General features: G+C 57.7%; 27 protein-coding genes and 1 riboswitch. Of the genes, 16 read left to right on the top strand and 11 right to left on the bottom strand.

The features are described 5' to 3' along the window. Positions 1-18 precede the first annotated feature (18 nt). Positions 19-930, bottom strand: coding sequence for a 23S rRNA (adenine(1618)-N(6))-methyltransferase RlmF (gene rlmF, locus BFV67_RS06460; protein ID WP_039024388.1), 912 nt, complete (start codon positions 928-930; stop codon positions 19-21). Positions 931-1,173: 243 nt separating this feature from the next. Here rlmF and mcbA point away from each other — a divergent pair, with 243 nt between their 5' ends. The 3 genes from mcbA to ybiJ all read left to right on the top strand — a co-directional run bounded on the left by mcbA (position 1,174) and on the right by ybiJ (position 2,374). After that, positions 1,174-1,440, top strand: coding sequence for a DUF1471 family periplasmic protein McbA (gene mcbA / locus BFV67_RS06450; protein ID WP_021240977.1), 267 nt, complete (start codon positions 1,174-1,176; stop codon positions 1,438-1,440). A 121-nt stretch (positions 1,441-1,561) separates the two neighbouring features. Next, positions 1,562-1,828: a DksA/TraR family C4-type zinc finger protein gene (locus BFV67_RS06445; protein WP_023292949.1), complete on the top strand. Its 267-nt coding sequence runs from the start codon at positions 1,562-1,564 to the stop codon at positions 1,826-1,828. Positions 1,829-2,113: 285 nt separating this feature from the next. After that, the gene (ybiJ, locus tag BFV67_RS06440) at positions 2,114-2,374 is read left to right on the top strand and encodes a DUF1471 family protein YbiJ (protein ID WP_013097471.1); all 261 of its coding nucleotides are present in this window, start codon (positions 2,114-2,116) and stop codon (positions 2,372-2,374) included. A 118-nt stretch (positions 2,375-2,492) separates the two neighbouring features. Here the strand turns inward: ybiJ and ybiB are convergent, their stop codons facing one another. Beyond that, the gene (ybiB, locus tag BFV67_RS06435) at positions 2,493-3,455 is read right to left on the bottom strand and encodes a DNA-binding protein YbiB (RefSeq protein ID WP_069598022.1); all 963 of its coding nucleotides are present in this window, start codon (positions 3,453-3,455) and stop codon (positions 2,493-2,495) included. A 256-nt stretch (positions 3,456-3,711) separates the two neighbouring features. Here ybiB and BFV67_RS06430 point away from each other — a divergent pair, with 256 nt between their 5' ends. The 5 genes from BFV67_RS06430 (at position 3,712) to BFV67_RS06410 (ending at position 9,083) form a co-directional block, all read left to right on the top strand. Then, positions 3,712-4,248, top strand: coding sequence for a fimbrial protein (locus BFV67_RS06430; RefSeq protein ID WP_021240980.1), 537 nt, complete (start codon positions 3,712-3,714; stop codon positions 4,246-4,248). 69 nt (positions 4,249-4,317) lie between these two features. Next, positions 4,318-4,992, top strand: a complete 675-nt coding sequence (locus tag BFV67_RS06425; RefSeq protein ID WP_008501161.1) for a fimbrial biogenesis chaperone — start codon at positions 4,318-4,320, stop codon at positions 4,990-4,992. A gap of 26 nt (positions 4,993-5,018) precedes the next feature. After that, entirely contained in the window at positions 5,019-7,562 is a 2,544-nt protein-coding gene (locus BFV67_RS06420) for a fimbria/pilus outer membrane usher protein (protein ID WP_157888815.1), read from the top strand. A 22-nt stretch (positions 7,563-7,584) separates the two neighbouring features. Next, positions 7,585-8,574, top strand: coding sequence for a fimbrial protein (locus tag BFV67_RS06415; RefSeq protein ID WP_045336697.1), 990 nt, complete (start codon positions 7,585-7,587; stop codon positions 8,572-8,574). Between the two features lie 5 nt (positions 8,575-8,579). Further along, on the top strand, positions 8,580-9,083 hold the full coding sequence (locus BFV67_RS06410) for a fimbrial protein (protein WP_021240983.1): 504 nt from the start codon (positions 8,580-8,582) through the stop codon (positions 9,081-9,083). Here the strand turns inward: BFV67_RS06410 and dinG are convergent. Together dinG and rhlE are read right to left on the bottom strand one after the other, a co-directional pair. After that, a complete protein-coding gene (dinG, locus tag BFV67_RS06405) occupies positions 9,070-11,247 on the bottom strand; it encodes an ATP-dependent DNA helicase DinG (protein ID WP_069598021.1) in 2,178 nt (725 codons plus the stop codon). The genes BFV67_RS06410 and dinG overlap by 14 nt on opposite strands. A gap of 97 nt (positions 11,248-11,344) precedes the next feature. Then, positions 11,345-12,724, bottom strand: coding sequence for an ATP-dependent RNA helicase RhlE (rhlE, locus tag BFV67_RS06400; protein ID WP_069598020.1), 1,380 nt, complete (start codon positions 12,722-12,724; stop codon positions 11,345-11,347). A 205-nt stretch (positions 12,725-12,929) separates the two neighbouring features. On the opposite strand from rhlE, the gene cecR reads away from it, so the two are divergent. From cecR to BFV67_RS06375, 5 genes are read left to right on the top strand one after another with little or no spacing between them, the layout of a single operon-like run. Continuing rightward, positions 12,930-13,607, top strand: coding sequence for a transcriptional regulator CecR (cecR, locus tag BFV67_RS06395; protein WP_069598019.1), 678 nt, complete (start codon positions 12,930-12,932; stop codon positions 13,605-13,607). Further along, positions 13,604-14,599 carry a secretion protein HlyD gene (hlyD, locus tag BFV67_RS06390; protein ID WP_069598018.1) on the top strand — a complete coding sequence of 332 codons (996 nt, stop codon included), beginning with the start codon at positions 13,604-13,606 and terminating at the stop codon, positions 14,597-14,599. The genes cecR and hlyD overlap by 4 nt, the downstream gene beginning before the upstream one ends. Beyond that, positions 14,592-16,331 (top strand): ATP-binding cassette domain-containing protein, encoded by a 1,740-nt coding sequence (locus BFV67_RS06385; RefSeq protein ID WP_069598017.1) that lies wholly within the window; start codon positions 14,592-14,594, stop codon positions 16,329-16,331. Before hlyD ends, BFV67_RS06385 begins: the two co-directional genes overlap by 8 nt. Next, on the top strand, positions 16,321-17,454 hold the full coding sequence (locus BFV67_RS06380; RefSeq protein WP_025912866.1) for an ABC transporter permease: 1,134 nt from the start codon (positions 16,321-16,323) through the stop codon (positions 17,452-17,454). The genes BFV67_RS06385 and BFV67_RS06380 overlap by 11 nt, the downstream gene beginning before the upstream one ends. Before the next feature lie 9 nt (positions 17,455-17,463). Beyond that, entirely contained in the window at positions 17,464-18,570 is a 1,107-nt protein-coding gene (locus tag BFV67_RS06375; RefSeq protein WP_008501150.1) for an ABC transporter permease, read from the top strand. Here BFV67_RS06375 and BFV67_RS06370 read toward each other — a convergent pair. Further along, positions 18,532-18,942: a YbhQ family protein gene (locus BFV67_RS06370; protein WP_008501149.1), complete on the bottom strand. Its 411-nt coding sequence runs from the start codon at positions 18,940-18,942 to the stop codon at positions 18,532-18,534. The genes BFV67_RS06375 and BFV67_RS06370 overlap by 39 nt on opposite strands. A 133-nt stretch (positions 18,943-19,075) precedes the next feature. Between BFV67_RS06370 and BFV67_RS06365 the strand changes: the two genes are divergently transcribed. From BFV67_RS06365 to BFV67_RS06355, 3 genes are read left to right on the top strand one after another with little or no spacing between them, the layout of a single operon-like run. Continuing rightward, positions 19,076-19,837 (top strand): endonuclease/exonuclease/phosphatase family protein, encoded by a 762-nt coding sequence (locus tag BFV67_RS06365; RefSeq protein ID WP_008501148.1) that lies wholly within the window; start codon positions 19,076-19,078, stop codon positions 19,835-19,837. After that, positions 19,834-21,072, top strand: coding sequence for a cardiolipin synthase ClsB (gene clsB / locus BFV67_RS06360; RefSeq protein ID WP_023343620.1), 1,239 nt, complete (start codon positions 19,834-19,836; stop codon positions 21,070-21,072). The genes BFV67_RS06365 and clsB overlap by 4 nt, the downstream gene beginning before the upstream one ends. Then, positions 21,072-22,034, top strand: a complete 963-nt coding sequence (locus tag BFV67_RS06355; protein WP_069598016.1) for a lysylphosphatidylglycerol synthase domain-containing protein — start codon at positions 21,072-21,074, stop codon at positions 22,032-22,034. Before clsB ends, BFV67_RS06355 begins: the two co-directional genes overlap by 1 nt. 89 nt (positions 22,035-22,123) lie before the next feature. On the opposite strand, the gene BFV67_RS06350 is transcribed toward BFV67_RS06355, so the two are convergent. The 6 genes from BFV67_RS06350 to moaA all read right to left on the bottom strand — a co-directional run bounded on the left by BFV67_RS06350 (position 22,124) and on the right by moaA (position 25,603). Then, complete coding sequence (locus tag BFV67_RS06350) at positions 22,124-22,831, bottom strand: Bax inhibitor-1/YccA family protein (RefSeq protein ID WP_008501145.1); 708 nt, start codon at positions 22,829-22,831, stop codon at positions 22,124-22,126. A 64-nt stretch (positions 22,832-22,895) separates the two neighbouring features. Beyond that, positions 22,896-23,348 carry a molybdopterin synthase catalytic subunit MoaE gene (moaE, locus tag BFV67_RS06345; protein ID WP_021240989.1) on the bottom strand — a complete coding sequence of 151 codons (453 nt, stop codon included), beginning with the start codon at positions 23,346-23,348 and terminating at the stop codon, positions 22,896-22,898. Between the two features lies 1 nt (position 23,349). Beyond that, positions 23,350-23,595 carry a molybdopterin synthase sulfur carrier subunit gene (gene moaD, locus BFV67_RS06340; protein WP_069598015.1) on the bottom strand — a complete coding sequence of 82 codons (246 nt, stop codon included), beginning with the start codon at positions 23,593-23,595 and terminating at the stop codon, positions 23,350-23,352. Beyond that, complete coding sequence (gene moaC, locus BFV67_RS06335; RefSeq protein ID WP_021240990.1) at positions 23,588-24,073, bottom strand: cyclic pyranopterin monophosphate synthase MoaC; 486 nt, start codon at positions 24,071-24,073, stop codon at positions 23,588-23,590. The genes moaD and moaC overlap by 8 nt, the downstream gene beginning before the upstream one ends. Before the next feature lie 3 nt (positions 24,074-24,076). After that, positions 24,077-24,589 carry a molybdenum cofactor biosynthesis protein B gene (gene moaB / locus BFV67_RS06330; protein WP_021240991.1) on the bottom strand — a complete coding sequence of 171 codons (513 nt, stop codon included), beginning with the start codon at positions 24,587-24,589 and terminating at the stop codon, positions 24,077-24,079. Positions 24,590-24,613: 24 nt separating this feature from the next. Further along, entirely contained in the window at positions 24,614-25,603 is a 990-nt protein-coding gene (gene moaA, locus BFV67_RS06325) for a GTP 3',8-cyclase MoaA (protein ID WP_008501140.1), read from the bottom strand. Beyond that, positions 25,591-25,725, bottom strand: a riboswitch (molybdenum cofactor riboswitch). It overlaps the preceding gene by 13 nt. Positions 25,726-25,764: the final 39 nt, after the last annotated feature.

The following is a 25,764-nucleotide window of genomic DNA, read 5'->3' as shown; positions in this document are numbered from 1 at the left end:
CCGGCCTGCGACGCAGCGCTATTTGCGGCGTTTGTTATCGTCCATAAATGACCAGGCGATAAAGCGGCTTTGCTTCTGGCCCTGCGCCATCTCTTTTTTCACTACTTTCGCCGCGCCCGCTTCGGTGAGCGCGCGGTAAAGTGGCGGCAGGTTATCTCCGCGGGAAACCAGCGTCGTAAACCACTTCACCTGACGGCCAAACTGTTTGCTTTCCGCAATCATGCGCAGGATAAAGGCCACTTCGCCGCCTTCACACCACAGCTCCTGCTGCTGACCGCCGAAGTTCAGCGCGGCGTCTTCAGCCTGACCCAGGTTGCGGCGCTTGCGCTCGCTGCCCGCGCGGGCCGCTGCCGCCGAATCGTGGAACGGCGGGTTGCACATCGTGGCGTCATAGGTTTCATTTTTATGGATAATGCCGTTGAAGATTGAGGCGGCCTCTTTCTGACGACGCAGGCGAATGGCGCGGCTTAATCCCGGGTTCGCGTTGATAATCGCCTGGGCGCTGGCGAAGGCCTCGGCACCGATTTCGCTTCCGGTAAAGCGCCAGTGATACTCATGCGCGCCGATCAGCGGGTAAATCAGGTTCGCCCCGGTGCCGATATCCAGCACGGTCGCCTGCTGAGGAATAATGCCATCACGGTCTTCAGCCAGAAGATCGGCAAGGTGATGAAGGTAATCCGCGCGGCCCGGAACGGGTGGGCAGAGAAAGCCTTCCGGAATATCCCAGTTCGCCACACCGTAGTAATGTGCGAGCAGCGCTTTGTTCAACATTTTAACCGCCTGGGGGTCAGCAAAGTTGACCGAAGGTTCACCCGCGGGGGTCTGGACAATATAGTCCTTTAACGGCGGGCAGCTCAGGCATAACGCATTCATGTCGTAGCGGCTGCGGTGGCGGTTTCGTGGGTGCAATCCCGGCTTTTGGGAAGTCATGGCGTTCTCCTTTAAACAGCGGCGTAAGATACCCTTTGCTGGCCCAACGGTAAATCTTTCTCTGCGGCGCTGAAAAAGCCGCCATAAATCAAACACCTTTATGTCTATGATCTGTCAGCGCAATGTCAATTTTTATCGTTCAAAAAATAAGCAGATCATCATCAAATATTTGCGCTAAGTCACACTCGTCAGGCTTCTAAACTTAAGGGGAATCACCTGTTGTTTCCTCATGAGGATGTGATTATGAAAAAGTACCTGACCCTTGTTGTTATCGCCGCCGCCCTGACGACCGCGTCATTTTCTGCGATGGCCGTTCAGTCGCTGACCCAGAGTACCGACACCAGCCAGCTTCAGCCTGCAGGCACCGTCTCCGTAAGCCGCGCAAGTAACCTGGACGATCTGCAGAATAAACTGGCGGAAAAAGCCCGCCAGGAAGGTGCAAAAGGCTTCGTGGTGAATTCCGCTGGCGGAGATAACCATATGTACGGCACAGCGACCATCTATAAATAATCTGCCCCACCCCATGACTGCATCTGCCTGCCAGATGCAGTTTGCTCTCTTCCTCGCCTTGATTGTTCATTTTTTAACCCCACATTAAAAGCAGGGCATAACACCATTTCAGGAGGATGCTATGGCTTCCGGTTGGGCGAATGATGACGCCGTAAACGAACAGATCAACAGTACGATTGAAGATGCGGTTGCGCGCGCTCGCGGTGAAATCCCGCGCGGCGAAAGCCTGGAGGAGTGCGAAGAGTGTGGAGAACCGATCCCGGAGGCGCGGCGAAAAGCCATTCCAGGGGTAAGGTTATGCATCACCTGCCAGCAGAATAAAGATTCAAAAAATGCTTCACATTCAGGTTATAATCGCAGAGGTTCGAAAGACAGCCAGTTACGTTGACTTTCCTTTACCTAAGTTAACCGCCGGGGCGCTTACCTTTACGCTCACGATTTTTAGCGAACCGCGTAGCAAAATGTGCCCTTCATTTTTGTTCTGTAAAGCGCATCCACAAGAAGTGTAAAGCGCCACTTTGAATTTATTAGTAATCAATAAGTTATTTGTCATTCAATTTTTTTGATTGACCACGTCAATTCTCTTCGATTTTATCTCTCAAGAAAAAACGTGATACTCATCACATCGACGGAACATCGTCCCCTTAACAGAAACACCTGCGAGAGATTACTTATGAAAACCATCAAATATGCTGTAGCTGCTGTTGCCCTGTCCGCTCTGTCTTTCGGCGCTTTCGCCGTAGAGCCAGTCTCTTCTGCTCAGGCACAGAACATGAACAAAGTCGGTGTGGTGAGTGCTGATGGCGCGACCACCCTGGACGGTCTGGAAGCCAAACTGGCTGAGAAAGCGGCTGCTGCCGGTGCAAGCGGATACACCATTACCTCCGCTAACGGCAATAACAAGCTGAGCGGTACCGCGGTTATCTACAAATAATCGCCTGAATGAATGCTGTCCCCTCGCCAAACCCTCTGGTGAGCTGCTCCAACCCTCATTGACCCTGTTGTTTGTTACCCTTGCTTGCCCGTCCGCCACTGGACGGGCTTTTTTTTGCCTAAAACGCCGCGTCCACGCGTTTGAGACCGGCCTCGATCGTATCAACTTCCCCGGTTGCCAGCAGGCAGCAGGCCATCTGCAGCTTAATGGACTGCGGCACAGGCACGTTTCCGGCGAGGCACTGTTCAATCCAGTGCGCGGTGGTGTGCGGGTCTTTCGCTTCAGGGAGAATGACGTTCGTATTCTCTTCCCCGCGCGCCAGAACAGCGCGCGTACCGGCAGAATCGATCAGCATCAGCTGAGGGCAGCGGAGTGGATTGGCATACACCTCACCTTCTGTACCGTGCATCAGCAGCGCCCTGCCGCCAATCTCCTCAAAAAATTTCCCGACACGCCCCACGTATTCCGGGTGCGATACGCTGGAAAGGCGCAATGCGGCATCTTCTGCAAACGGCGTCGCCAGCTTCGCCAGGGTGTGGGCGCTGTTGCGCACGCCCATGCGCCAGCGCATATCCAGCTGCTTTTCCAGCGGCGGGCACAGGGCTCCGACGGGGATGTAAACCGGCTGATGGCCATCCAGCTTCGCCTGCGCCTGTCCTGCATGACGCGTTGGCTCAATCCCCAGCATGCCGAAAATGGTCTCCGTCAACACGCGGGTGGGATCTTCGCTGACCCCGTGAACCACCACCGGGAACCCCAGCTTATGCAGTAAGATCGCCAGCAGCGGAGTGAGGTTTGCCTGCTTGCGCGCGCCGTTATAGCTCGGGATGACAATCGGCATCGGTTTTGCCACCGGCGGCGTCAGGCGCAGCGTTTGCGCCTGCATCGCCTCGTAAAAACCGCGCATCTCCGCTTCGCCTTCGCCTTTGATACGCAGCGCAATCAGGATGCCGCCCATCTCCAGGTCAGGTACCTCGCCATCGAGCATTCGGGTATACAGGGCGCGAGCAGTTTCATGGTCCAGATCGCGGGCGTGGTTTTTGCCCCTGCCTACCTCTTTGATAATCTTGCGATAATCCACGACATCTCTCCTGAAAATATCCTTCTGGTAACAATATAGCCCTGTTAAACGTTCGGACGTTAGTTTTTTTCTACATCATCAACGTTCTGTTTTTAAGGATAAAAATGAAACTCAAGCATTATTTCAATTATTTGTGATTCCAGCAGAAGATTCTTAATGCACCATTATTTGTTTAAATAACCAGCGGAAAGTCATTAAGGGTCAACGGTGAAAACGTCCAGGCAACGCTCTCACCAGAAACATATCAGGATTTGTTATGAACAAGGTTGCTTTAGGTTTAATCATCGCCGCAGCGGTGGGATGTTCTGCATCCACGTTTGCGGCAACAAACGGTGAAGGTCAGATCAATTTCACCGGTGAAATTATCGATTCTGCTTGTCAGGTCGTGAATGGATTAAGTAATCCATTAAATGTTCAGCTGGGAAAAGTGTCTAAAACGGTATTTACCGGCGCTGGCTCTACCAGCACATTAACGAAGTTTGATATTCAGTTAACGAATTGTCCTGACACGGTCACCTCCGCAGCCATTAATTTCGGCGGTACGCCAGATGCGAATAACAACGCTACGCTGGCCTTAACGCCAGATAGCGATGCGGCGACCGGTGTGGCGATTCAGCTGGTTGATGCCTCAGAGCAGCCTGTCAGCCTGTATACGCCATCGCAGCAGTATCAATTAACCTCCGGTACGGCGGTTAACGATCTGGAATTTGGTGCCCGTTATATCCAAACCGGCGCTGCGATCACCGCAGGCCCTGCTAACTCTGTATCGACCTTCACCGTTATTTATAACTGATCTTATCAATCCTGAGATATTAATGCTTTTGCGGGCATTAATATCTCATCTATTTATTGAGAAATCTGTATGCGCCACGGTTATTTACTGAGCACGCTTTTACTGGTAGCCGCCACTGCACATGCGGGCGTCATTATTAATGGCACCCGTCTGGTCTACCAGGGAGATAAAAAGGAATCATCTCTTGGTCTTTCAAATCCAGATGCGACGGATTATCTGGTGCAGTCCTGGGTTGATTCCGGCGGCAAAAACCTGGCCAAAGCCCCGTTCCTCATCACCCCGCCGCTTTTCCGTCTGGATGCCAAAGAAGATAACGTTCTGCGCGTGGTACGTACGGGCGGAAATTTGCCTGAAGACAGGGAATCCCTGTACTGGTTGAATATTAAAGCGATCCCTTCCTCAAAGCAGGTGGAAGGCGTGAATACGCTGCAAATTGCGATTAATACCCGTATTAAATTGCTGTATCGCCCGTCTGCGGTAAAAGGCAGACCAGAAGACGTGGCCGATAAGCTTGAATGGCGTCGCGAAGGTAACGAGCTGGTGGTGAATAACCCCACGCCGTTTTATATGAATTTCCAGGCGGTCACCCTGAATGGTCAGAAAGTGACGAAAGCGACCTGGGCCGTTCCAAAAACAGAAACGCATTTTGCCATACCGGGTAATGTCAGAGGCTCGAACGTGACGTATTCCATTATTACTGATTACGGCAGCATCAGCCATACCTGGTCGAAATCCGTTCATTAATACTTTTCCCCGGTAATAAAATAATCATGTACAGCCATAAAAAGCCGTTCACCTGCCGATTTTCGTCATTGCTGGTCATTCTTTTTGGCCTGGCGATGGCGATCTTTACGCATCAGGTTATGGCTGATGATTATTTTAACCCTGCCCTGCTGGATATTGATAATCCCCAGCAGGGAAAAACCGATTTATCCGTCTATGAAAAAGGCCCAGGCCAGGCGCCGGGTAAATATCAGGTTACGGTGTTTATCAATAATAATAAAATTGATACCCGCGATGTCACCTTTACGCTGCAGAAAGACGATCAGGACAACAGCACGCTGCAACCTTGCTTTACCGTGGACGATTTAAAAAGCCTCGGGATCAAAACCCAAAAATATCCGCAGCTGAAAGCCAAAGGCCAGTGCGCCGATTTACACGCCATCCCTGCGGCATCCGCGACCTTCCGCGTTCGCAACCAGCAACTGCTGCTGAGCATTCCCCAGTCGGCGCTCGGTCAGGTGCCTCGCGGCTACATTGACCCAAAAGAGTTTGACGAAGGAATTAACGCGGGCCTGCTTAACTACAGTGCAAATGCCAGCCAAAGCCATGCGCGCCAGCCGGGTGAACAGGATAACAGCAGCCAGTACGTTAACCTGCGTCCGGGTTTGAACATTGGCGCATGGCGCATTCGCAACTATTCCACCTGGAATCGCAGCACCACGGGTAATGAGGAGGACCAAAAATTCACCTCCGTATATACCTACGCGCAACGCGATATTGTGGCGATGAAAAGCGACCTCACCGTCGGCCAGAGTTCCTCGCCTTCCGACGTTTTTGACAGCGTACCCTACACCGGCGTGGAGCTGAAATCCGATAACGACATGCTGCCGGACAGTGAAAAAGGCTACGCCCCCATTATTCGCGGCACCGCCCACAGTAACGCGCAGGTGGTGGTACGCCAGAACGGTTACATCATTTATCAGAACACGGTCGCCCCCGGCGCGTTCGAAATTAACGATCTCTACCCCACCGGCAGCAGCGGCGATCTCCAGGTCACCGTGAAAGAGACCGACGGCAGCGAAAGCCATTTCGTCGTGCCGTTTGCCTCCGTGCCGGTATTGCAGCGTGAAAAAAATCTGCGCTACAGCGTGACTGCCGGACGCTACCGTTCTTATGACAACGACGTCGAGAAGACCCCGTTTGCCCAGGGCAGCGCCATCTACGGTTTACCCTACGGTTTCACCGCCTACGGTGGCGTGCAGCAGAGCAGCCATTACCAGTCTCAGGCGGCTGGCGTCGGGAAAAACATGGGCGATTTAGGCGCCTTTTCCATTGACGTGACCCGCGCAAAGGCCCTGTTGAAAAAACAGCAGGCCAGCAAAGGCCAGTCGTGGCGCGTGCGCTATAGCAAAGACATCGCCCGGTCAGGCACCAACTTCTCGCTGGCCGGCTATCGCTACAACAGCAAAGGGTTTTACACCCTTGAAGACACCATGGAGTCATATACCCGCTCCGACGACTGGTCTGCACCGCAGCAGCGCCGCGCCCGAACCGAAGCCACCATCGACCAGACGCTGCCGGAAGGCTGGGGATCCGTCACCCTGAGCATGGTGAAAGAGACGTACTGGAGTCAGAGCCAGAACATGACCTCGATGAGCGTCAGCTACAACAATAGCTGGCACGGGGTGAGCTACAGCCTCAGCTACAGCATGAACAAAAACACCCAGGACAGCGATGAAGACGGTAACGAGGTGACAAACGACAACCAGTTCTCGCTGAGCGTCTCGGTGCCGCTGGACCGCTGGATGCATAACACCTGGGCCACCTACAACCTGAACAACACCAAAGACGGCACGACGCAGAACATCGGCCTGAACGGCACGGCGCTGAAAGAGGACAACCTGAACTGGAACATCCAGGAAGGGCTGAGCAGCACCGGCAGCGGTAACTCCACCAGCATCAACGCCGATTATAAAGCGACCTATGGTGAAGTGAGCGCAGGCGTCAGTCAGGATAAATATCAGCAGACCGTGAACGTCGGTTTGCAGGGCGGCGTGGTTGCCCATGCGAACGGAATAACCCTGAGCCAGCCGCTCGGTGACACCATCGCGCTGGTGAAAGCGCCGGGCACGCACGGAACCCATATCACAAACCAGACGGGCGTCGAGACCGACTTCCGCGGCTACACCGTCGTGCCGTTTGTTACCGCGTATCGCCACAACACCATCGCGCTGGATACCGAAACGCTACCGGACAACGCCGACGTCACCCACGCGGCGCAGATCGTGACGCCAACCCGCGGGGCCGTGGTGCGCGCCAGCTTTAACACCCGCGTGGGTAACCGCGTCCTGATGACGCTTACGCAAAAGGGTAAACCGCTGCCCTTCGGCGCAACGGTCACCACCGAGGATAAGGACAGCGAATTTATTGTCGGGAATGACGGCCAGACCTACCTCTCTGGTCTGCCGCAGCAAGGGCATCTCAACGTTTCCTGGGGACAGGGGGCGAACGAGCACTGCGTCGCTGACTATGCGCTAACGGATGAGAAAGAGAAAACCAGCATCATTAACGCTGCCGCGCAGTGTCACTGATCCACCGTTCAGGCTAACGATTATGCAAATGATTAAACAGTGCTTTTTCTTACTGGTTCTGGGAACCGCCGCGTTATTTATGCCGCATGCGAAGGCGACCTGTACTACGCCAGATCTGCCGAAAATGATCAACGTGGCCTCTATCTCCGTTCCCACGACGCTGGCCGTTGGCGAAACGATCCCAGGTACAGAGCAAACCGCCCATATCGCCGGTAATTGTGACAATGCGGAAGATAAGGGACTGGAAATTGTCTCTTGTTACTACGGCACAGGGGCTGAGATTCCAGGCCTGAAAGGTGTCTACGATTCGGGCGTTCCTGGGATCGGTGTGGCCCTGATGAACGATCAGGGGCAGCGCATCAGCGGAGCCGGAGGCGTTAACTGCATTTCCACAGGAACGCCGTTGGGTTATGTTTCCAGCGATGGCAAACAGACCTTTAATTTCGACGTTACGCTGGAGTTGGTCAAAACCAGCGATACCGTAGCGTCAGGCACGCTGAATCAAAGTCAGACCCGTTTTGGGATCGGGGTTTATCACCACGAAGGGCTGGGCGATCCCAACACCATCTCCTATGCAGGCAACGTTATTCTGAAAGAGGTCACCTGCTCCGTCCTGCCGAAAAACCTGACGGTCAATCTGGGGGATTTCCCGGTCAGCGACTTTATCAGCGTGGGGATGCTCTCTTCCCCGGCACGAAACTTTGACGTCACGGTGAACTGCAACAGCACCGTACAGCCTGAAGTGAAAATTACCAGCTCAAACGGCTATGAAACGGCCTTCGAAGGGGTGCTGAAACTCACGCAGCAGACCGGCGTCGCGACGGGCGTCGGTGTCCGAATGCTGTTCGACGACAATATTGCCACCTTTGATACCTACGTTAACACCCGAAGCGAAGCCATTGCCAACGAAACGCTGACCATACCGTTTGAGGTGCGCTACGAGCAGGTCAGCGACGTGGTCACTCCCGGTCCGGCCAACACCGTTGCCACCATCACGCTTGCTTATAAGTAACTGACATGAAGAAGATAATTGCGTTTCTGGCGCTGGGACTGATCGCCCAGGCACACGCCGAGGATATTCAGATCCAGATGACGGGCAACATTTACGCTAATACCTGCATCATCGACAGCGCCAGCCGGAACCTGACGGTGGATTTAGGTCAGGCGGCATCCGGTGATTTTAAAGACGTGGGCGATACCGGCCAGTGGAAAGACTTTTCCCTGTCAGTATCCCACTGCCCGCCAAGCCTCGCGCTTGCCACCGCCTACTTCTACGGCCAGGCGGACAGCACGCACCCCACTAAATTCGCCAATATCGGCAGCGCAAAGGGGCTGGCGCTGGAGCTGGCAGACCGGCAGGACAATATTCTCATCGCTCCGCAGGCGAGCTTTAACGCGGTGATTAATCAAAACGATCATACGGCCACCTTCCCACTCGCCGCACGCTACTACGCCACCTCCATGCCGGTGAGCGCAGGGACGTTCAGCAGCGTGGTGCAGGTGACCTTCACTTACCAGTAGGACCGCGCCCCTTAGCACGGATGCTTTTCCTGCGCCCGGCGGTCAGTGTTGCCGGGCGTTTTTTTACCTCGGGGACCTCTGGCTGTTCAATCGGAAAGATCGGCAGCGCGTTTAACAACCGTTGGCCGTAATTTTTAGTGAGCAGACGCTTGTCATAAATCACCACCTCCCCCCAGCAGCCGTGGCTACGGATCAGACGCCCGACCTGCTGAATAAGATTAAACGACGCCGCAGGTAAACTCTGCACCTCAAACGGATAACGGTTGAGGCTCTTCAGCCACTCGCCCTCGGTGATAACGACCGGGCTGTCGATGGGCGGGAAGGCAATTTTATGAATATGCACCTGCGTCAGGTAATCGCCCTTCAAATCCAGACCTTCCGCGAAGGACTGCAATCCTACCAGCACGCTGCGCTCGCCGTTATCGATGCGCTTGCGATGGGTTTCCACCAGCCGGTAACGGGGCTGGTCGCCCTGGACCAGCAGAAGCAGGCGCAGGTCGGTCACATGTTCCAGAAAACGCTGCATCGCCCGTCCGCTGGCAAACAGCACCAGCATACCAGGGTACTTTCTGCTCTCAACCTGTTCGCGGAAGTAGGCCGCCATCTCCGCAATGTGCTGCTCTTCGTTGTCGATAAGCGGCTCATACTTCATGCGCGGGATCACCAGCTTACCCTGCTCGCAGTGGTTAAACGGCGAATCCAGCGCGACAAAACGATCGCCCGCTTTCTCTTTCAGGCCGCTCATCTCCTGCAGCCGCGAGAAGCTGTTCAGGGAGCGCAGCGTGGCGGAGGTCACGACCACGTGCGGCACGCTGCGCCAGATGAGCTTTTCCAGCTGATCGGCCACGCGGATGCCCACGCAGTGGAAAAACAGGTGGACCTGGCCGTCGCGCACTTCACGCGTGGCCCATTTGGTGACCGGCGCGCCCGACGCCTGCGCCATCGAGGCCAGCCGCCAGAGCTTGCTCTGGGCTTCGAACATGCCGAGCGCACGGTTCATTTGCAGCAGAATGCGGTGCAGGCGAACAACGTCATGGGTGCCGGTTTTCTCGCTGAGATCGTTTAAGAACATCTCCGCCAGCCCGCGCAGCTTTTCCAGATGCTTCGCCAGCTGCTGGCAAATCTCCATCACCTCCTCCGGCAGTTCGCCCATCACAAAGCGGTGTTCCGCCTCCTGGGCTGCGGGAAGATAAAGATTCAGGATGTTGTTCAGAGACGAGATAAGGCTGTAAACCTCTTCGCAGTGATCGCTCAGACGCTCCGGCACCGCCAGCGGCGGCGTGGTTTTCGGGCGGAACTGCTCCATGCAGGTGGCGACAAGCTTGCAGAAGAGATCCAGCTGCAGGCGGAACCAGGGCGCGGTAATTTCTGCGCTCATCTCCAGCGCGTCGCGCGCCACGTCGGGCAGATGGTGGCCTTCGTCGAGCACCAGCAGCAGGTTTTTCGGCTCCGGCAGCACCGCTTCGCTCTCCAGCGCCGCCATCACCAGCGCGTGGTTAGCCACCACCACTTCGGCTTCCTGAATTTCGCGCCGCGCGACGAAGAACGGGCATTCGCGGTAGTAGTGACAGTTGCGGTTCAGACAGCTGGCCTTGTCGGTGCTGAGCCTGCGCCACAGATCGTCGCTGATGGCTTTATCGGTGTGATCGCGCAGGCCGTCCCATTTATAACCATCAAGATCGCCTTTCAGCGTTGCGCAGAGCTCCTGCTCGGCTTTGTTGTTGGGCGTGAGATCGTCGTCGAGGAACGCCAGCAGATCCTGTTGCGACGCCTCGCTGCTGGCAAGCCCTGCCAGGTTACGCGGGCAGACGTAGCGCCCGCGGCCAAAGGCGGCCGTAAACCGCAGGTCGGGGATGATTTTGCGCAGCAGCGGCAAATCTTTGCTGAAGATCTGGTCCTGCAAGGCCACGTTGGCGGTGCTGACCACCAGCGTTTTGTCCTCCTCCCGCGCGATGGCGATGCCGGGAATGAGATACGACAGGGTTTTCCCGACGCCGGTCGGGGCTTCAATCGCCAGATGTCGCCCGTCGTCCCCGGCGAGCGTTTTTGCCACGTCGGCAATCATCTGCCGCTGCGGCGCTCGGGGGATAAAATCGGGGATCTGCTGCTGTAGCGCCTTATACCAGGCGCCTATTTGCGCTTTCAGCGCCGCGGTTAAAGCCATTGGAAAACCTGAAATACTGTATAAACAGCCACTATTGTGGCACTTTCTCTTCGCTGCCGCAAAAAGAAAAGCCCGGCTTTACGACCGGGCTTCCAGATTACTGCGGGTTAGCAGGCTTGCGCGGGCGGCGTCGGCGCTGCCCTTCCCCTGCCGGCTTGCCTTCGCCGCTGCGCCACGGATTGTCACCGGCCGGTTTGCTGTCGTTGCCACGACGCGGCGGTTTGCCCGCTGACTTCGGCGCGCCGCCTTCGGCACGACGCGGCTGCTGGCCGCGACCACCGCCGCCCTGACCGCGACCGCCCTGACGACCGTTCTGAATCGGCTCGGCTTTGATCGACGGATCCACTTCATAACCTGGGGTTTCGATGCGCGGGATCTCTTTCTTCAGCAGGCGTTCGATGTCGCGCAGGAGCTTATGTTCATCCACGCACACCAGAGAGAGCGCTTCACCGGTGGCCGCCGCACGACCGGTACGGCCGATACGGTGCACGTAGTCTTCCGGCACGTTTGGCAGCTCGTAGTTCACCACGTGCGGCAGCTCTTCAATGTCGAGGCCACGGGCGGCGATGTCGGTCGCCACCAGCACGCGGATGTCGCCAGACTTGAAGTCCGCCAGCGCACGGGTACGCGCCCCCTGGCTCTTGTTGCCGTGGATCGCCGCGCTGCGGATGCCGTCTTTGTTCAGCTGTTCCGCCAGGTGGTTCGCGCCGTGCTTGGTGCGGGTAAAGACCAGCACCTGCTGCCAGTTACCCTGGCCGATCATCTGGGAGAGCAGTTCGCGCTTGCGCTTTTTATCCACAAAGTGAACGTGCTGCGTCACCTGCTCAGAGGCGGTGTTGCGGCGCGCCACCTCTACTTCCAGCGGGTTATGCAGCAGCTTTTCCGCCAGCGCCTTGATCTCGTCGGAGAAGGTCGCGGAGAAGAGCAGATTCTGACGACGCGGCGGCAGCTTGGCCAGCACGCGACGAATGTCGTGAATAAAGCCCATGTCGAGCATGCGGTCGGCTTCGTCCAGTACCAGAATTTCGATGTTATCCAGCTTCACCGCGTTCTGGTGTTCCAGATCCAGCAGACGGCCCGGCGTTGCCACCAGCACGTCCACGCCGCCGCGCAGCTTCATCATCTGCGGGTTGATGCTGACCCCGCCGAACACCACCAGCGAGCGAATGTTGAGATAGCGGCTGTAGTCACGCACGTTCTCACCAATCTGCGCGGCCAGCTCGCGGGTTGGGGTGAGGATCAGGGCACGAACCGGACGACGGCCTTTGGCGTGCGGCTGATTTTTTACCAGCAGTTCTAACAGCGGCAGCGTAAAGCCCGCGGTTTTACCGGTGCCGGTCTGGGCGCTGGCCATCAGGTCACGGCCCTGAAGAACGGCAGGAATAGCCTGCTGCTGGATTGGGGTTGGCTCAACGTAGCCCTGCTCTGCGATCGCGCGCAGAATTTCCGGGTTCAGGCCAAGGGAATCAAAAGACATAAAAACTCCGAACCGCCCCGACCATCACAGGTGTAGTTTTCAGGGAGATATAACAATTGAGAGGACAAAAACCACAATGTCGCGAAGGGGCGGAGTGTAGCAGCTTTTGTGACGTGGCGCATAAAATATCCCTCCGCGTTCCCTCGACGGGGATGCGAATCAGGCATAATCTTAATCAATCGATTGATTAATTTTTAATGCCGTCATGAATACAACACCCACAACAACCAAAGGTGAACAGGCCAAAAACCAGCTTATTGCCGCCGCGCTGGCGCAGTTTGGTGAGTACGGGCTGCACGCGACCACGCGCGATATCGCCGCGCTGGCCGGGCAAAACATTGCGGCGATTACCTACTATTTTGGCTCAAAAGAGGATTTATATCTCGCCTGCGCCGAGTGGATCGCCGATTTTATCGGCACGCAGTTTCACCCGCACGTTGAGGAGGCCACCGCGCTGCTCGGCCAGCCGTCGCCCGATCGCGAGGCCATCCGCCAGCTGATCCTCAATGCCTGCCACAACATGATCCGCGTGCTGACGCACGACGATACGCTCAACCTGAGCAAGTTTATCTCCCGCGAGCAGCTCTCCCCCACTGCCGCCTATCAGCGGGTACACGATCGGGTCATTGCCCCGATGCATACCCACCTGACCCGGCTGATCGCCGCCTATACCGGGCGGGATGCCAACGATACCGAGACAATTTTGCATACCCACGCCCTGCTGGGTGAAATCCTTGCCTTCCGTCTGGGCCGGGAAACCATCCTGTTACGCACCGGCTGGACACAATTTGATGAGGATAAAGCCGCGCAGATCGGTGAGGTGATCGCCTGTCATCTCGATCTGATCCTGCAAGGCTTAACGCAAAGGAGCCTGAAGTCATGAAAAAACCTGTCGCCATCATTCTGGTGGTCATTGTTTTGCTTGCCGCGGGCGTCGGTGGATGGCTGTGGTATCAGAGCCATCAGGATAAAGGCCTGACGCTGTACGGTAACGTGGATATTCGCACGGTGAACATGAGCTTCCGCGTCGGCGGACGTCTCGCCTCGCTGAACGTGGACGAAGGCGATGCCATTAAAACCGGGCAGACTCTGGGGATGCTGGACAAAGCGCCCTATGAGAACGCGCTGCTGCAGGCCAAAGCGGGCGTCTCCGTTGCGCAGGCACAGTATGACCTGATGCTGGCCGGCTATCGCGACGAAGAGATCGCCCAGGCCGCTGCCGCCGTCAAACAGGCACAGGCGGCCTATGACTACGCGCAGAACTTCTATGCCCGCCAGCAGGGGCTCTGGAAAAGCCGCACCATTTCCGCGAATGACCTGGAAAATGCGCGCTCCTCCCGCGACCAGGCGCAGGCAACCCTGAAGTCCGCGCAGGATAAATTAAGCCAGTACCACACCGGTAACCGCCCGCAGGATATCGCCCAGGCGAAAGCCAGCCTTGAACAGGCGCAGGCCCAGCTGGCGCAGGCAGAGCTGGATCTGCACGACACCACGCTCATCGCACCGTCTGACGGCACGCTGATGACCCGCGCCGTCGAGCCAGGCAGCATGCTCAGCGCCGGAAGCACCGTTTTAACCCTGTCGCTCACCCGTCCGGTGTGGGTGCGCGCCTACATTGATGAGCCCAATCTCGGCCAGATGCAGCCGGGCCGCGAGCTGCTGCTCTATACCGACGGTCGCCCGGACAAGCCGTATCACGGCAAGGTGGGCTTTGTCTCCCCTACCGCCGAATTCACGCCGAAAACGGTAGAAACGCCGGACCTGCGTACCGACCTGGTGTATCGCCTGCGCATCATCGTGACCGATGCGGACGACGCCCTGCGCCAGGGCATGCCCGTCACCGTAAAAGTGAACAGCGGGGAACGACATGAATGACGCGGTTATTCAGCTCAACAGTCTGGTTAAACGCTTTAAGGGGATGGATAAGCCTGCGGTCGCGCCGCTGAACTGCACCATCCGGAAAGGCTACGTGACCGGGCTGGTCGGTCCGGACGGCGCGGGGAAAACCACGCTGATGCGGATGCTGGCGGGGTTGCTGAAGCCGGATGAAGGATCGGCCCGCGTGCTGGGCCTGGATCCGATAAAAGACGACGGCCCGCTCCACGCCATGCTCGGCTATATGCCGCAGAAGTTTGGCCTGTATGAAGACCTGACGGTGATGGAAAACCTGAACCTGTACGCCGACCTGCGCAGCGTCACCGGAGAAACCCGGGAGAAAACCTTCGCCCGCCTGCTGGAATTTACCTCGCTCGGCCCGTTCACCGACCGGCTGGCGGGCAAGCTCTCCGGCGGGATGAAGCAGAAGCTGGGGCTGGCCTGCACGCTGGTGGGCGAGCCGAAGGTGCTGCTGCTGGACGAGCCCGGCGTGGGCGTAGACCCGATTTCCCGCCGCGAGCTGTGGCAGATGGTGCACGAGCTGGCGGGCGACGGGATGCTAATCCTCTGGAGCACCTCCTACCTCGACGAAGCGGAGCAGTGCCGGGACGTGCTGCTGATGAACGAAGGCGAGCTGCTCTATCAGGGCGAGCCGACGACGCTGACGCAGAGCATGGCCGGGCGCAGCTTCCTGCTGCACAGCCCGCAGGCGTCCAACCGCAGGCTGCTGCAGCGGGTGCTCAGGCTGCCGCAGGTCAGCGACGGGATGATTCAGGGCCGCTCGGTGCGGGTCATCCTCAAAAAAGAGGCCACCGTCGACGATATTCGCCGGGCGCCTGGAATGCCGACGATTGAGATGGAAGAGACGGCGCCGCGTTTTGAAGATGCGTTCATCGACCTGCTGGGCGGCGCGGGGACCTCCGAGTCGCCGCTTGGGGCGATCCTGCACACGGTGGAAGGTACGCCAGGCGAAACGGTGATCGAAGCCAAATCCCTCACCAAAAAATTCGGGGATTTCGCCGCCACTGACAACGTGAATTTTGCCGTGAAGCGCGGCGAGATTTTTGGTCTCCTCGGACCGAACGGCGCGGGAAAATCGACCACCTTTAAGATGATGTGCGGCCTGCTGGTGCCGACGTCCGGCAAGGCGCTGGTGCTGGATATGGATCTGAAGGTCAGCTCCGGCAAGGCGCGCCAGCACCTGGGCTATATGGCGCAGAAGTTCTCGCTGTACGGCAACCTGACGGTCGAGCAGAATCTGCGCTTTTTCTCCGGCGTGTACGGCCTGCGCGGGCGGGCGCAGAACGAGAAAATTCGCCGCATGAGCGACGCCTTCGGGTTAACGACGATTGCTTCCCACGCCACCGACGAACTGCCGCTCGGCTTTAAGCAGCGACTGGCACTGGCCTGCTCGCTGATGCACGAGCCGGATATTCTGTTTCTGGACGAGCCGACCTCCGGCGTTGATCCCATTACCCGCCGCGAGTTCTGGCTGCATATCAACAGCATGGTGGAAAAAGGGGTGACCGTGATGGTGACCACCCACTTCATGGACGAGGCGGAGTACTGCGACCGCATCGGGCTGGTGTATCGCGGCAAGCTGATTGCCCACGGCACGCCGGACGACCTGAAAAACCAGGCCGCCGACGATGAGGTCCCGGACCCGACCATGGAGCAGGCGTTTATCACCCTCATCCACGACTGGGATAAGGAGAATGCCCATGCGCAGTAACGCCCTTTCCTGGCGCCGGGTGCGCGCGCTGTGCGTTAAAGAGACGCGGCAGATCGTGCGCGATCCCAGCAGCTGGCTGATTGCGGTGGTGATCCCCCTGCTGCTGCTGTTTATCTTTGGCTACGGCATTAACCTGGACTCCAGCAAGCTGCGGGTCGGGATTTTACTCGAACAACAGAGCGAAGAGGCGCTGGACTTTACCCACGCCATGACCGGTTCGCCCTACATTGACGCCACCATCAGCGACAATCGTCAGGAGCTGATCCAGAAGATGCAGGCCGGGAAGATTCGCGGTCTGATCGTCATTCCGGTGGATTTTGCCGCCAACATGGCGCGGGCGAATACCGATGCGCCGATCCAGGTCATCACTGACGGCAGCGAGCCAAACACCGCGAACTTCGTGCAGGGCTACGCGGAGGGGATCTGGCAGCTCTGGCAGATGCAGCGCGCCGAAGACCGGGGTGAAGAATTTAAGCCACTTATCGACGTGCAGACGCGCTACTGGTTTAACCCCGCCGCCATCAGCCAGCACTTTATTATTCCGGGCGCGGTAACGATTATTATGACGGTGATCGGCGCGATTCTGACCTCGCTGGTCATCGCCCGCGAGTGGGAGCGCGGCACCATGGAGGCGCTGCTTTCCACCGAAGTGACGCGCGTCGAGCTGCTGCTGTGCAAGCTTATTCCCTACTACTTCCTCGGCATGCTGGCGATGCTGCTCTGCATGCTGGTGTCCGTCTTTATCCTCGGCGTGCCGTATCGCGGCTCGCTGATCGTGCTGTTCTTTATCACCAGCCTGTTTTTACTCAGCACGCTGGGGATGGGGCTGCTCATCTCCACCATCACCCGCAACCAGTTTAACGCCGCGCAGGTGGCGCTGAACGCCGCTTTCCTGCCGTCGATAATGCTCTCAGGGTTTATCTTCCAGATAGACAGCATGCCTGCCGTCATCCGCGCCGTGACCTACGTAATTCCGGCGCGCTACTTCGTGAGCACGCTGCAAAGCCTGTTCCTGGCGGGGAATATTCCGGTAGTGCTGATTATCAACACGCTGTTTTTAATGGCGTCGGCGGTGATGTTTATCGGGTTGACGTGGATGAAAACCAAACGGCGGTTAGATTAAGGAGCGCGCATGTTTCACCGTTTATGGACGTTAATACGCAAAGAGCTGCAATCCCTGCTGCGCGAGCCGCAAACCCGCGCCATTCTGGTGTTGCCGGTGCTGATCCAGGTTTTACTGTTCCCGTTTGCCGCCACCCTTGAGGTGACCAACGCCACCATTGCCATTTACAACGAAGACAACGGCAAACATTCCGTCGAGCTAACGCAGCGCTTTGCGCGTGCGAAGGCCTTTACCCACATCCTGCTGCTGAAAAGCCCGCAGGACATTCAGCCCACCATCGACACGCAAAAAGCGCTGCTGCTGGTGCGGTTCCCGGCGGATTTCTCCCGCAATCTGGATACCTTCCAGACCGCGCCGATGCAGCTGATCCTCGACGGGCGCAACTCCAACAGCGCCCAGATCGCGGCCAACTACCTCCAGCAGGTGGTTAAGGATTACCAGCAGGAGCTGATGGACGGCAAACCGAAGCCCAACAACAGCGAACTGGTGGTGCGCAACTGGTATAACCCGAATCTGGACTACAAGTGGTTTGTGGTGCCGTCGCTGATCGCCATGATCACCACCATCGGGGTGATGATCGTCACCTCCCTCTCCGTCGCCCGCGAGCGCGAACAGGGCACGCTGGATCAGCTGCTGGTCTCCCCGCTCGCCACCTGGCAAATTTTCGTCGGCAAAGCGGTGCCGGCGCTGATTGTCGCGACCTTCCAGGCCACCATCGTGCTGGGGGTGGGAATTTGGGCCTACCAGATCCCGTTCGCCGGGTCGCTGGCGCTGTTTTACTTCACGATGGTGATTTACGGACTGTCGCTGGTGGGGTTTGGGCTGCTGATTTCCGCACTCTGCTCGACGCAGCAGCAGGCGTTTATCGGGGTATTCGTCTTTATGATGCCCGCGATCCTGCTCTCCGGGTACGTCTCGCCGGTTGAGAATATGCCGGTGTGGCTCCAGGATCTGACGTGGATAAACCCGATACGCCACTTTACGGATATCACCAAGCAGATCTATCTGAAGGATGCGAGTCTGGATATTGTCTGGGGAAGTTTGTGGCCGCTACTGGTCATCGCGGCCACGACAGGCTCAGTGGCCTATGCGATGTTTAGACGCAACATCGCGTAGCTTTTTCTCTTTGGTCAGCAACGAGACCACCGCAGGCCCTGCGAGGATGGCCAGACCCGCCAGGGCCAGCAGCAGGTTGTTTTGCAGCACGCGTGACAGGAGCCACAGAACAATCATCGCCGCACCAAAGTACCAGGTGGTGGTGAGTTCTTCGAGCACGTCACCCACCTCGCGCCAGCGCGCGTCATGGTGGCGCTGTAAAAACAACATCGACAGCACGGTGACGCCGTAAAGGACGCATAGCCCCAGGCCAACACGTACCAGCGTGCCGCTCATCCAGCCCATCACCAGTACGGCCACGACCAGTAAATGCAACATTATCTGCCAGCAACTCAGGCCAGTTGCGACACGAACACGTTGTTGCCACTTCATGGCTTCTCTCCTGAAGGATTTTTCTCTGCTTAATCAGACTACCGCACTTTACGGAAAATTCCGTAACGCCGCATCTTTTTGTGACGACGACTACACTTTATTTTCATCGGGATAGTCACTCAGGAAGGAGCTTATGACGAAAAAAATGCAGCATTTCTCGCTTAAAGTGCTGACGATAAACATTCATAAGGGCTTCACAGCATTTAACCGCCGCTTCATTTTACCGGAGCTGCGCGACGCGGTGCGCACCGTCAGCGCGGATATTGTCTGCCTGCAGGAGGTGATGGGCGCACACGAAGTACATCCGCTTCACTTTGAGAACTGGCCCGACACGCCGCACTATGAATTTCTGGCCGACACCATGTGGAGCGATTACGCCTACGGCCGCAACGCGGTCTATCCTGAAGGTCATCACGGCAACGCGGTGCTGTCGCGTTATCCCATTGAACATTATGAAAACCGCGACGTTTCCGTCGGGGAGAGCGAAAAACGCGGCCTGCTCTACTGCCGCATTACCCCGCCCGACCTTGAGCTGCCCATCCACGTCGGCTGCGTTCATCTGGGCCTGCGCGAAGCCCATCGTCAGGCGCAGCTGAAAATGCTGGCCGAATGGGCCAACGCGCTGCCTGACGGTGAACCTGTTGTCGTGGCAGGCGATTTCAACGACTGGCGCCAGCGGGCAAACCATCCGTTGAAGGTGGATGCCGGGCTGGAGGAGATCTTCACCCGGGCGAACGGCAGGCCTGCGCGCACGTTCCCGGTCCGTTTCCCGCTGCTGCGGCTTGACCGCATCTACGTTAAAAATGCCCACGCCAGCAGCCCGACCGCCCTGGCGCTTCTCAACTGGCGGCATCTTTCCGACCATGCCCCGCTCAGCGCGGAGATCCACTTATGAAATGTTCCTGGCAGGAAGGCAACCGGATCACGCTGCTGGTCAACGGGGACGAGTATTACCCGGCCGTGTTTAAGGCAATTGATAACGCCCAGCAGAAAGTGATCCTCGAAACCTTTATCTGGTTCGAAGACAACGTCGGCAAGCAGCTGCACAGCGTGCTCCTGCGCGCCGCACAGCGCGGCGTCAAAATTGAAGTTCTGCTGGATGGCTACGGCTCGCCGGACCTCAGCGATGCGTTCGTCAATGAACTGACCGCCGCAGGCGTGGTATTCCGCTACTACGATCCCGGCCCTCGCCTGTTCGGCATGCGGACCAACCTTTTCCGCCGAATGCACCGCAAAATTGTGGTGGTGGATGAGACGGTAGCGTTTGTCGGCGGCATTAACTACTCGGCGGAACATATGTCCGACTACGGCCCGGAAGCGAAGCAGGATTACGCCATTCGCATTGAAGGCCCGGTGGTGCAGGATATCTTGCTGTTTGAGCTGGAGAACCTGCCGGGGAAAGAGGCCGTTCGCCGCTGGTGGCGACGCCGCCATCGCCCGGAAGAGAACCGGAAGCCCGGCGAAGCGCAGGCGCTTTTCGTCTGGCGCGACAACGGCGAGCACCGGGACGACATTGAACGTCACTATCTCAAGATGCTGGCCAACGCCAAGCGCGAAGTGATCATCGCCAACGCCTACTTTTTCCCGGGCTATCGCCTGCTGCATGCCATGCGCAATGCTGCAAGACGCGGCGTGCGCGTGAAGCTGATTGTCCAGGGCGAGCCGGATATGCCGATCGTCAAAGTCGGGGCGCGGCTGCTGTACAACTACCTGGTGAAGGGCGGCGTCCAGATCTACGAATACCGCCGTCGACCGCTGCACGGCAAAGTCGCGCTGATGGACGATCACTGGGCCACCGTGGGCTCCAGTAACCTCGATCCGCTGAGCCTGTCGCTTAACCTTGAAGCCAACCTGATCATTCACGACCGCCAGTTTAACCAGACCCTGCGGGATAACCTGCAGGCGTTGATCGTTAACGACTGCGTGCGCGTGGATGAGTCTATGGTTCCCAAACGCACCTGGTGGAACCTGGGCATCAGCGTGGTGGTGTTCCACTTCCTGCGGCATTTCCCGGCGATGGTCGGCTGGCTGCCGGCGCATACGCCGAAGCTGGCGCAGGTGGACCCGCCGGTACAACCCGAAATGGAAACCCAGGACCGCATAGAAGCGGAAGACGGAGGCAAACCCTGATGTCAAAATCGCATCCACGCTGGCGTCTGGCAAAAAAGATCCTCACCTGGGTATTCTTTATTGCCGTCGCGGTGCTGCTGGTGGTCTACGCGCAGAAAGTGGACTGGGAAGAGGTGTGGAAGGTCATCCGCAACTATAACCGGATGGTGCTGCTGGGCGCGACGGGGCTGGTTATCGTGAGCTACCTGATGTACGGCTGCTATGATCTGCTGGGTCGGGCCTACTGCGGCCACAAGCTGGCCAAACGTCAGGTGATGCTGGTGTCGTTTATCTGCTACGCCTTTAACCTGACGCTGAGCACCTGGGTCGGGGGGATTGGCATGCGCTATCGCCTCTACTCGCGGCTCGGCCTGCCGGGCGGGACCATCACGCGTATTTTTTCCCTGAGCATTACCACCAACTGGCTGGGCTATATCCTGCTCGGCGGGGTGATCTTCACCATCGGCATCGTGCAGCTGCCCGCGCACTGGTATATCGACGAGGCCACGCTGCGCATTCTGGGCATCGTGCTGCTGCTGATTATCGCCGTATATCTCTGGGCCTGCGCGTTTGCAAAGCGCCGCCATATGACCATCAAAGGGCAAAAGCTGGTCCTGCCCTCGTGGAAGTTTGCGGTGCTGCAGATGGCGGTCTCCAGCGCCAACTGGATGGCCATGGGGGCGATTATCTGGCTGCTGATTGGCGAGGACGTCAATTACTTCTTCGTGCTGGGCGTGCTGCTGGTGAGCAGCATTGCCGGGGTGATTGTGCACATTCCGGCGGGGATCGGCGTGCTGGAGGCGGTGTTTATTGCCCTGCTGGCCGGGGAGCATGTTTCTCAGGGAACGATTATCGCCGCCCTGCTGGCGTACAGGATGCTGTATTACTTCCTGCCGCTGGCGCTGGCAACGGTCTGCTATCTGGTGCTGGAAAGTCGGGCGAAAAAGCTGCGGGCGAAGAATGAGAGGATGCTAGCGAAGTGAATAAGTCGGGTGGCGGCTTCGCCTTACCCGACCTACGGTTCGCGATTCGCAGGACGGGTAAGGCGAAGCCGCCACCCGGCAAAGCAACCTTAGCGACGGTTACCTAAAATCCGCAGCAGCATCAGGAACAGGTTGATGAAGTCCAGATAGAGCGTCAGCGCGCCCAGAATCGAGTATTTGCGCAGGTTGGAACTGTCGCGCACGTCGATCTGCTCGCCGATGTTTTTCAGCTTCTGGGTGTCATAGGCCGTCAACCCGACGAAGAGCACCACCCCGATATAGGTCACGGCCCACATCAGCGCGTCGCTCTTAAGCCACAGGTTCACCAGCGATGCCAGCACAATCCCGATCAGCCCCATAAACAGCATGCTGCCGAAACCGCTCAGATCGCGCTTCGTGGTGTAGCCGTACAGGCTCATCGCGCCAAACATCCCGCCGGTGACCACGAAGGTGCTGGCGATGGAGGAGTAGGTGTAAACGATGAAAATACTGGAAAGCGTCAGCCCCGTTAGCGCCGAATAGAGCATAAACAGGGTCGTTGCCATGCCGGCACTTAGCTTATGCACCAGACCCGAAAGCACAAACACCAGCGCCAGCTGCGCAATAATCAGCCCAAAGAAGGTGATTTTGCTGGAGAAGATAAACATCATCAGCTCCGGTGTATTCGCCGCATACCACGCGATAAACGCGGTAAGCAGCAGGCCAACCGTCATCCAGCCGTACACCTGAGCCATATACGTCTGCAGGCCGCTACGGGTCTGCTGCACTATTGAATCGGAACGCGGAAATCGGTCCATGATTCACTCCTGATTAAGATTAAGTAGACACACTCTTTAAGAGTAACACATCCACGTAAACCGACTACCAACGGCTGGCGGCCTGTTTATCGCTGTCGCGAGATTCTACCCAGCGATCGCCTTCCGGCGTGGCTTCGCGCTTCCAGAACGGTGCTTTGGTTTTGAGGTAATCCATAATGAACTCCCCTGCCGCAAACGCGCTGCCGCGGTGCGCGCTGGTCACCCCGACAAAGACAATCTCCTCGCCGGGCCACATCTCGCCGATGCGGTGAATCACCGTGACGCGTCCGAGCGGCCAGCGGCCTCGCGCCTCGTCCACTATCTCCGCCAGCGATTTCTCCGTCATGCCGGGATAGTGCTCCAGCGTCAGCGCCTTCACGCTGTCACCGAGGTTGTGATTGCGCACTTTGCCGGTAAAGGTCACGACCGCACCGTCTTCGTCGCGTTCCGCCAGCCAGCTGTATTCTGTCCCTACGTTAAAGCGCTCAGGGCCAACCAGAATGCGGGTTTCACTCATATTAGCCCCCTGTGACCGGCGGGAAGAAGGCCACTTCATCGCCTTCCTTCAGCGGATGAATGAACTCCACCAGCGTCTGGTTAACGGCGGCCAGCAGCTTGCCTTCGTCGAGCGCCAGCGCCCAGCGGTCGCTCTGTGCCGCCAGATGCGCACGCAGGGCCGCAACGTTGTCAAAAGACGCATCCAGCGTCAGGCTGTCGGTATTCACCAGCTCGCGCACCTGCGCAAAAAAGAGCACCTTAATCATGGCTGTCCACCTTAAAATCTCCGGATTTGCCGCCGCTTTTTGCCAGCAGGCGAACCGGGCCAATCACCATGTCTTTCTGCACCGCCTTGCACATGTCGTAGATGGTCAGCGCGGCCACGGACGCTGCCGTCAGCGCCTCCATCTCCACGCCGGTTTTGCCGGTTAAGCGGCACAGCGATTCAATCCGCACGCGATTGTGCTCCGGCTGCGCCTGCAGGTTTACCTCCACCTTGCTCAGCATCAGCGGATGGCACAGCGGAATTAAGTCCCAGGTGCGCTTGGCGGCCTGAATACCGGCGATGCGCGCGGTGGCAAAGACGTCTCCCTTATGGTGGCTGCCGTCGATGATCATCGCCAGCGTTTCCGGCAGCATGGTGACGTACGCTTCGGCGCGCGCCTCGCGCACCGTTTCCGCTTTGGCGGAGACGTCCACCATATGCGCTTCGCCAGCGGCGTTAATGTGGGTCAGTTGTGACATAGCTTATTTCTTTAAATGGGGATGGAAATTACACGGACGGGTACGGGCATCCAGCTGCGGAGCGATGATGTTTTCCCACGCGGTGCGGCAGGCTTTGGTCGAGCCCGGCATGGCGAAAATCAGGGTGTTGTTCGCCACCCCGGCAACGGCGCGCGACTGCAGCGTGGAGGTGCCAATCTCTTCAAAGGAGAGCATGCGGAACACCTCGCCGAAGCCTTCCACCTCGCGGTCGAACAGCGGGAGCAGCGCTTCAGGCGCCTGATCGCCCGCGGTAAAGCCGGTGCCGCCGGTGATCAGCACCACCTGCACCTCATCGCTGGCGATCCACTGAGAGACCTGCGCGCGAATGGCGTAGCGGTTCTCCTTCACGATCGCTTTATCGACGATGTGATGTCCCGCGTCATGGGCCGCCTCGCGCAGCCAGTGGCCGGAGGTATCATCCTCTTCGCCACGGCGGTCGGAAACGGTAAGGATAGCAATGCGTGTCGGGATAAATTCTGCGCTTACCTGACTCATCTTCTGATTCCTTCTTAAGCCTGATTACCCGCCGATGTAAGACAGGTTCTGAGTAATGCCGGTATTGCCCTGATGCAGGAAGTGGGTCTGTTTTTTATGCGTCAGCGCTTCAGAAATGCGCGCTTCAAGCGCCTCCTGCTGGGCATCGTCTGCCAGCAGATCGCGCAGGTCCACGCCGCCGTCCCCGAACAGGCACAGGTGCAGCTTGCCGACGGAAGAGACGCGCAGGCGGTTACAGCTGGCGCAGAAGTCTTTCTCGTAAGGCATAATAAGCCCAATTTCGCCTTCGTAATCAGGATGGCAGAAGACCTGCGCCGGGCCGTCGCTGCGCTGGCGGATCTGGTGGATCCAGCCGCGTTTCAGCAGCGCGTCGCGCAGCACCATGCCGGAGATGTGATGACGGCGGAACAGCTCGCTGCCCTCGCCGGTTTCCATCAGCTCAATAAAGCGCAGCTGAATGGGGCGGGATTTGATCCAGGCGAGGAAGGTGTCCAGCTGATGGTGGTTGACGTCGCGCATCAGCACCGTATTGACTTTGACCTTCTCGAACCCGGCGCTGAACGCCGCGTCGATGCCGTCCATCACCTGGCGGAATTTATCCTGGCCGGTAATGGCGTGAAACTGGCGGGCGTCGAGACTGTCCACGCTGACGTTAATGGCGGTTAAGCCCGCATCGCGCCAGGTGGCCACGTCGCGCGCCATGCGGTAACCGTTGGTGGTCACGGCAATCTGGCGAATGCGGTCGTTTTCACGCACGGCAGCAATGATGTCCGGGAAATCACGGCGCAGAGAGGGTTCACCGCCGGTCAGACGCACTTTTTCGGTGCCGAGCTCAGAGAAGGCGCGCGTGACGCGGCGCACTTCATCCACGGAGAGAAAGCCGTTATTGGTGACGCTGCCCGGTTTGTAGCCGTCGGGCAGGCAGTAGGTGCAACGGAAGTTGCACACATCGGTAATCGACAGACGTAAGTAATAAAACTTACGCGCGAAAGCATCAGTAAGTTGTGAAGCCATGTACACCTTTCCAGATACGGGAGGCACAGTCATTTCTTTCTGTACCCTGGTGGCAAATTCGCCACGGCCAGAGCGCCATATCTTTCGACACAGGCACAAGGGCTAGAGTGTATGTTTTCAGTGTTGAAAACGTGGTTAAGGCGATAGTAGCGCGGAAAGTC

This window comes from Enterobacter roggenkampii, from assembly GCF_001729805.1.
GTDB classification, from domain to species: domain Bacteria; phylum Pseudomonadota; class Gammaproteobacteria; order Enterobacterales; family Enterobacteriaceae; genus Enterobacter; species Enterobacter roggenkampii.
Note: the sequence above shows the minus strand (reverse complement) of the source record. Positions and strands in the feature narration are given on the sequence as shown.

What these genes read in the sequence shown, in the direction of transcription:
- clsB (WP_023343620.1), top strand. Translation starts at nt 19,834, where the DNA reads ATGAAATGTTCCTGGCAGGAAGGCAACCGGATCACGCTGCTGGTCAAC.
- cecR (WP_069598019.1), top strand. Translation starts at nt 12,930, where the DNA reads ATGAATACAACACCCACAACAACCAAAGGTGAACAGGCCAAAAACCAG.
- rlmF (WP_039024388.1), bottom strand. Translation starts at nt 930, where the DNA reads ATGACTTCCCAAAAGCCGGGATTGCACCCACGAAACCGCCACCGCAGC.
- BFV67_RS06370 (WP_008501149.1), bottom strand. Translation starts at nt 18,942, where the DNA reads ATGAAGTGGCAACAACGTGTTCGTGTCGCAACTGGCCTGAGTTGCTGG.
- moaE (WP_021240989.1), bottom strand. Translation starts at nt 23,348, where the DNA reads ATGAGTGAAACCCGCATTCTGGTTGGCCCTGAGCGCTTTAACGTAGGG.
- BFV67_RS06375 (WP_008501150.1), top strand. Translation starts at nt 17,464, where the DNA reads ATGTTTCACCGTTTATGGACGTTAATACGCAAAGAGCTGCAATCCCTG.
- ybiJ (WP_013097471.1), top strand. Translation starts at nt 2,114, where the DNA reads ATGAAAACCATCAAATATGCTGTAGCTGCTGTTGCCCTGTCCGCTCTG.
- hlyD (WP_069598018.1), top strand. Translation starts at nt 13,604, where the DNA reads ATGAAAAAACCTGTCGCCATCATTCTGGTGGTCATTGTTTTGCTTGCC.
- mcbA (WP_021240977.1), top strand. Translation starts at nt 1,174, where the DNA reads ATGAAAAAGTACCTGACCCTTGTTGTTATCGCCGCCGCCCTGACGACC.
- BFV67_RS06365 (WP_008501148.1), top strand. Translation starts at nt 19,076, where the DNA reads ATGACGAAAAAAATGCAGCATTTCTCGCTTAAAGTGCTGACGATAAAC.
- BFV67_RS06415 (WP_045336697.1), top strand. Translation starts at nt 7,585, where the DNA reads ATGCAAATGATTAAACAGTGCTTTTTCTTACTGGTTCTGGGAACCGCC.
- dinG (WP_069598021.1), bottom strand. Translation starts at nt 11,247, where the DNA reads ATGGCTTTAACCGCGGCGCTGAAAGCGCAAATAGGCGCCTGGTATAAG.
- moaD (WP_069598015.1), bottom strand. Translation starts at nt 23,595, where the DNA reads ATGATTAAGGTGCTCTTTTTTGCGCAGGTGCGCGAGCTGGTGAATACC.
- moaB (WP_021240991.1), bottom strand. Translation starts at nt 24,589, where the DNA reads ATGAGTCAGGTAAGCGCAGAATTTATCCCGACACGCATTGCTATCCTT.
- BFV67_RS06425 (WP_008501161.1), top strand. Translation starts at nt 4,318, where the DNA reads ATGCGCCACGGTTATTTACTGAGCACGCTTTTACTGGTAGCCGCCACT.
- BFV67_RS06430 (WP_021240980.1), top strand. Translation starts at nt 3,712, where the DNA reads ATGAACAAGGTTGCTTTAGGTTTAATCATCGCCGCAGCGGTGGGATGT.
- BFV67_RS06385 (WP_069598017.1), top strand. Translation starts at nt 14,592, where the DNA reads ATGAATGACGCGGTTATTCAGCTCAACAGTCTGGTTAAACGCTTTAAG.
- BFV67_RS06350 (WP_008501145.1), bottom strand. Translation starts at nt 22,831, where the DNA reads ATGGACCGATTTCCGCGTTCCGATTCAATAGTGCAGCAGACCCGTAGC.
- moaA (WP_008501140.1), bottom strand. Translation starts at nt 25,603, where the DNA reads ATGGCTTCACAACTTACTGATGCTTTCGCGCGTAAGTTTTATTACTTA.
- BFV67_RS06355 (WP_069598016.1), top strand. Translation starts at nt 21,072, where the DNA reads ATGTCAAAATCGCATCCACGCTGGCGTCTGGCAAAAAAGATCCTCACC.
- BFV67_RS06420 (WP_157888815.1), top strand. Translation starts at nt 5,019, where the DNA reads ATGTACAGCCATAAAAAGCCGTTCACCTGCCGATTTTCGTCATTGCTG.
- BFV67_RS06410 (WP_021240983.1), top strand. Translation starts at nt 8,580, where the DNA reads ATGAAGAAGATAATTGCGTTTCTGGCGCTGGGACTGATCGCCCAGGCA.
- moaC (WP_021240990.1), bottom strand. Translation starts at nt 24,073, where the DNA reads ATGTCACAACTGACCCACATTAACGCCGCTGGCGAAGCGCATATGGTG.
- rhlE (WP_069598020.1), bottom strand. Translation starts at nt 12,724, where the DNA reads ATGTCTTTTGATTCCCTTGGCCTGAACCCGGAAATTCTGCGCGCGATC.
- BFV67_RS06445 (WP_023292949.1), top strand. Translation starts at nt 1,562, where the DNA reads ATGGCTTCCGGTTGGGCGAATGATGACGCCGTAAACGAACAGATCAAC.
- BFV67_RS06380 (WP_025912866.1), top strand. Translation starts at nt 16,321, where the DNA reads ATGCGCAGTAACGCCCTTTCCTGGCGCCGGGTGCGCGCGCTGTGCGTT.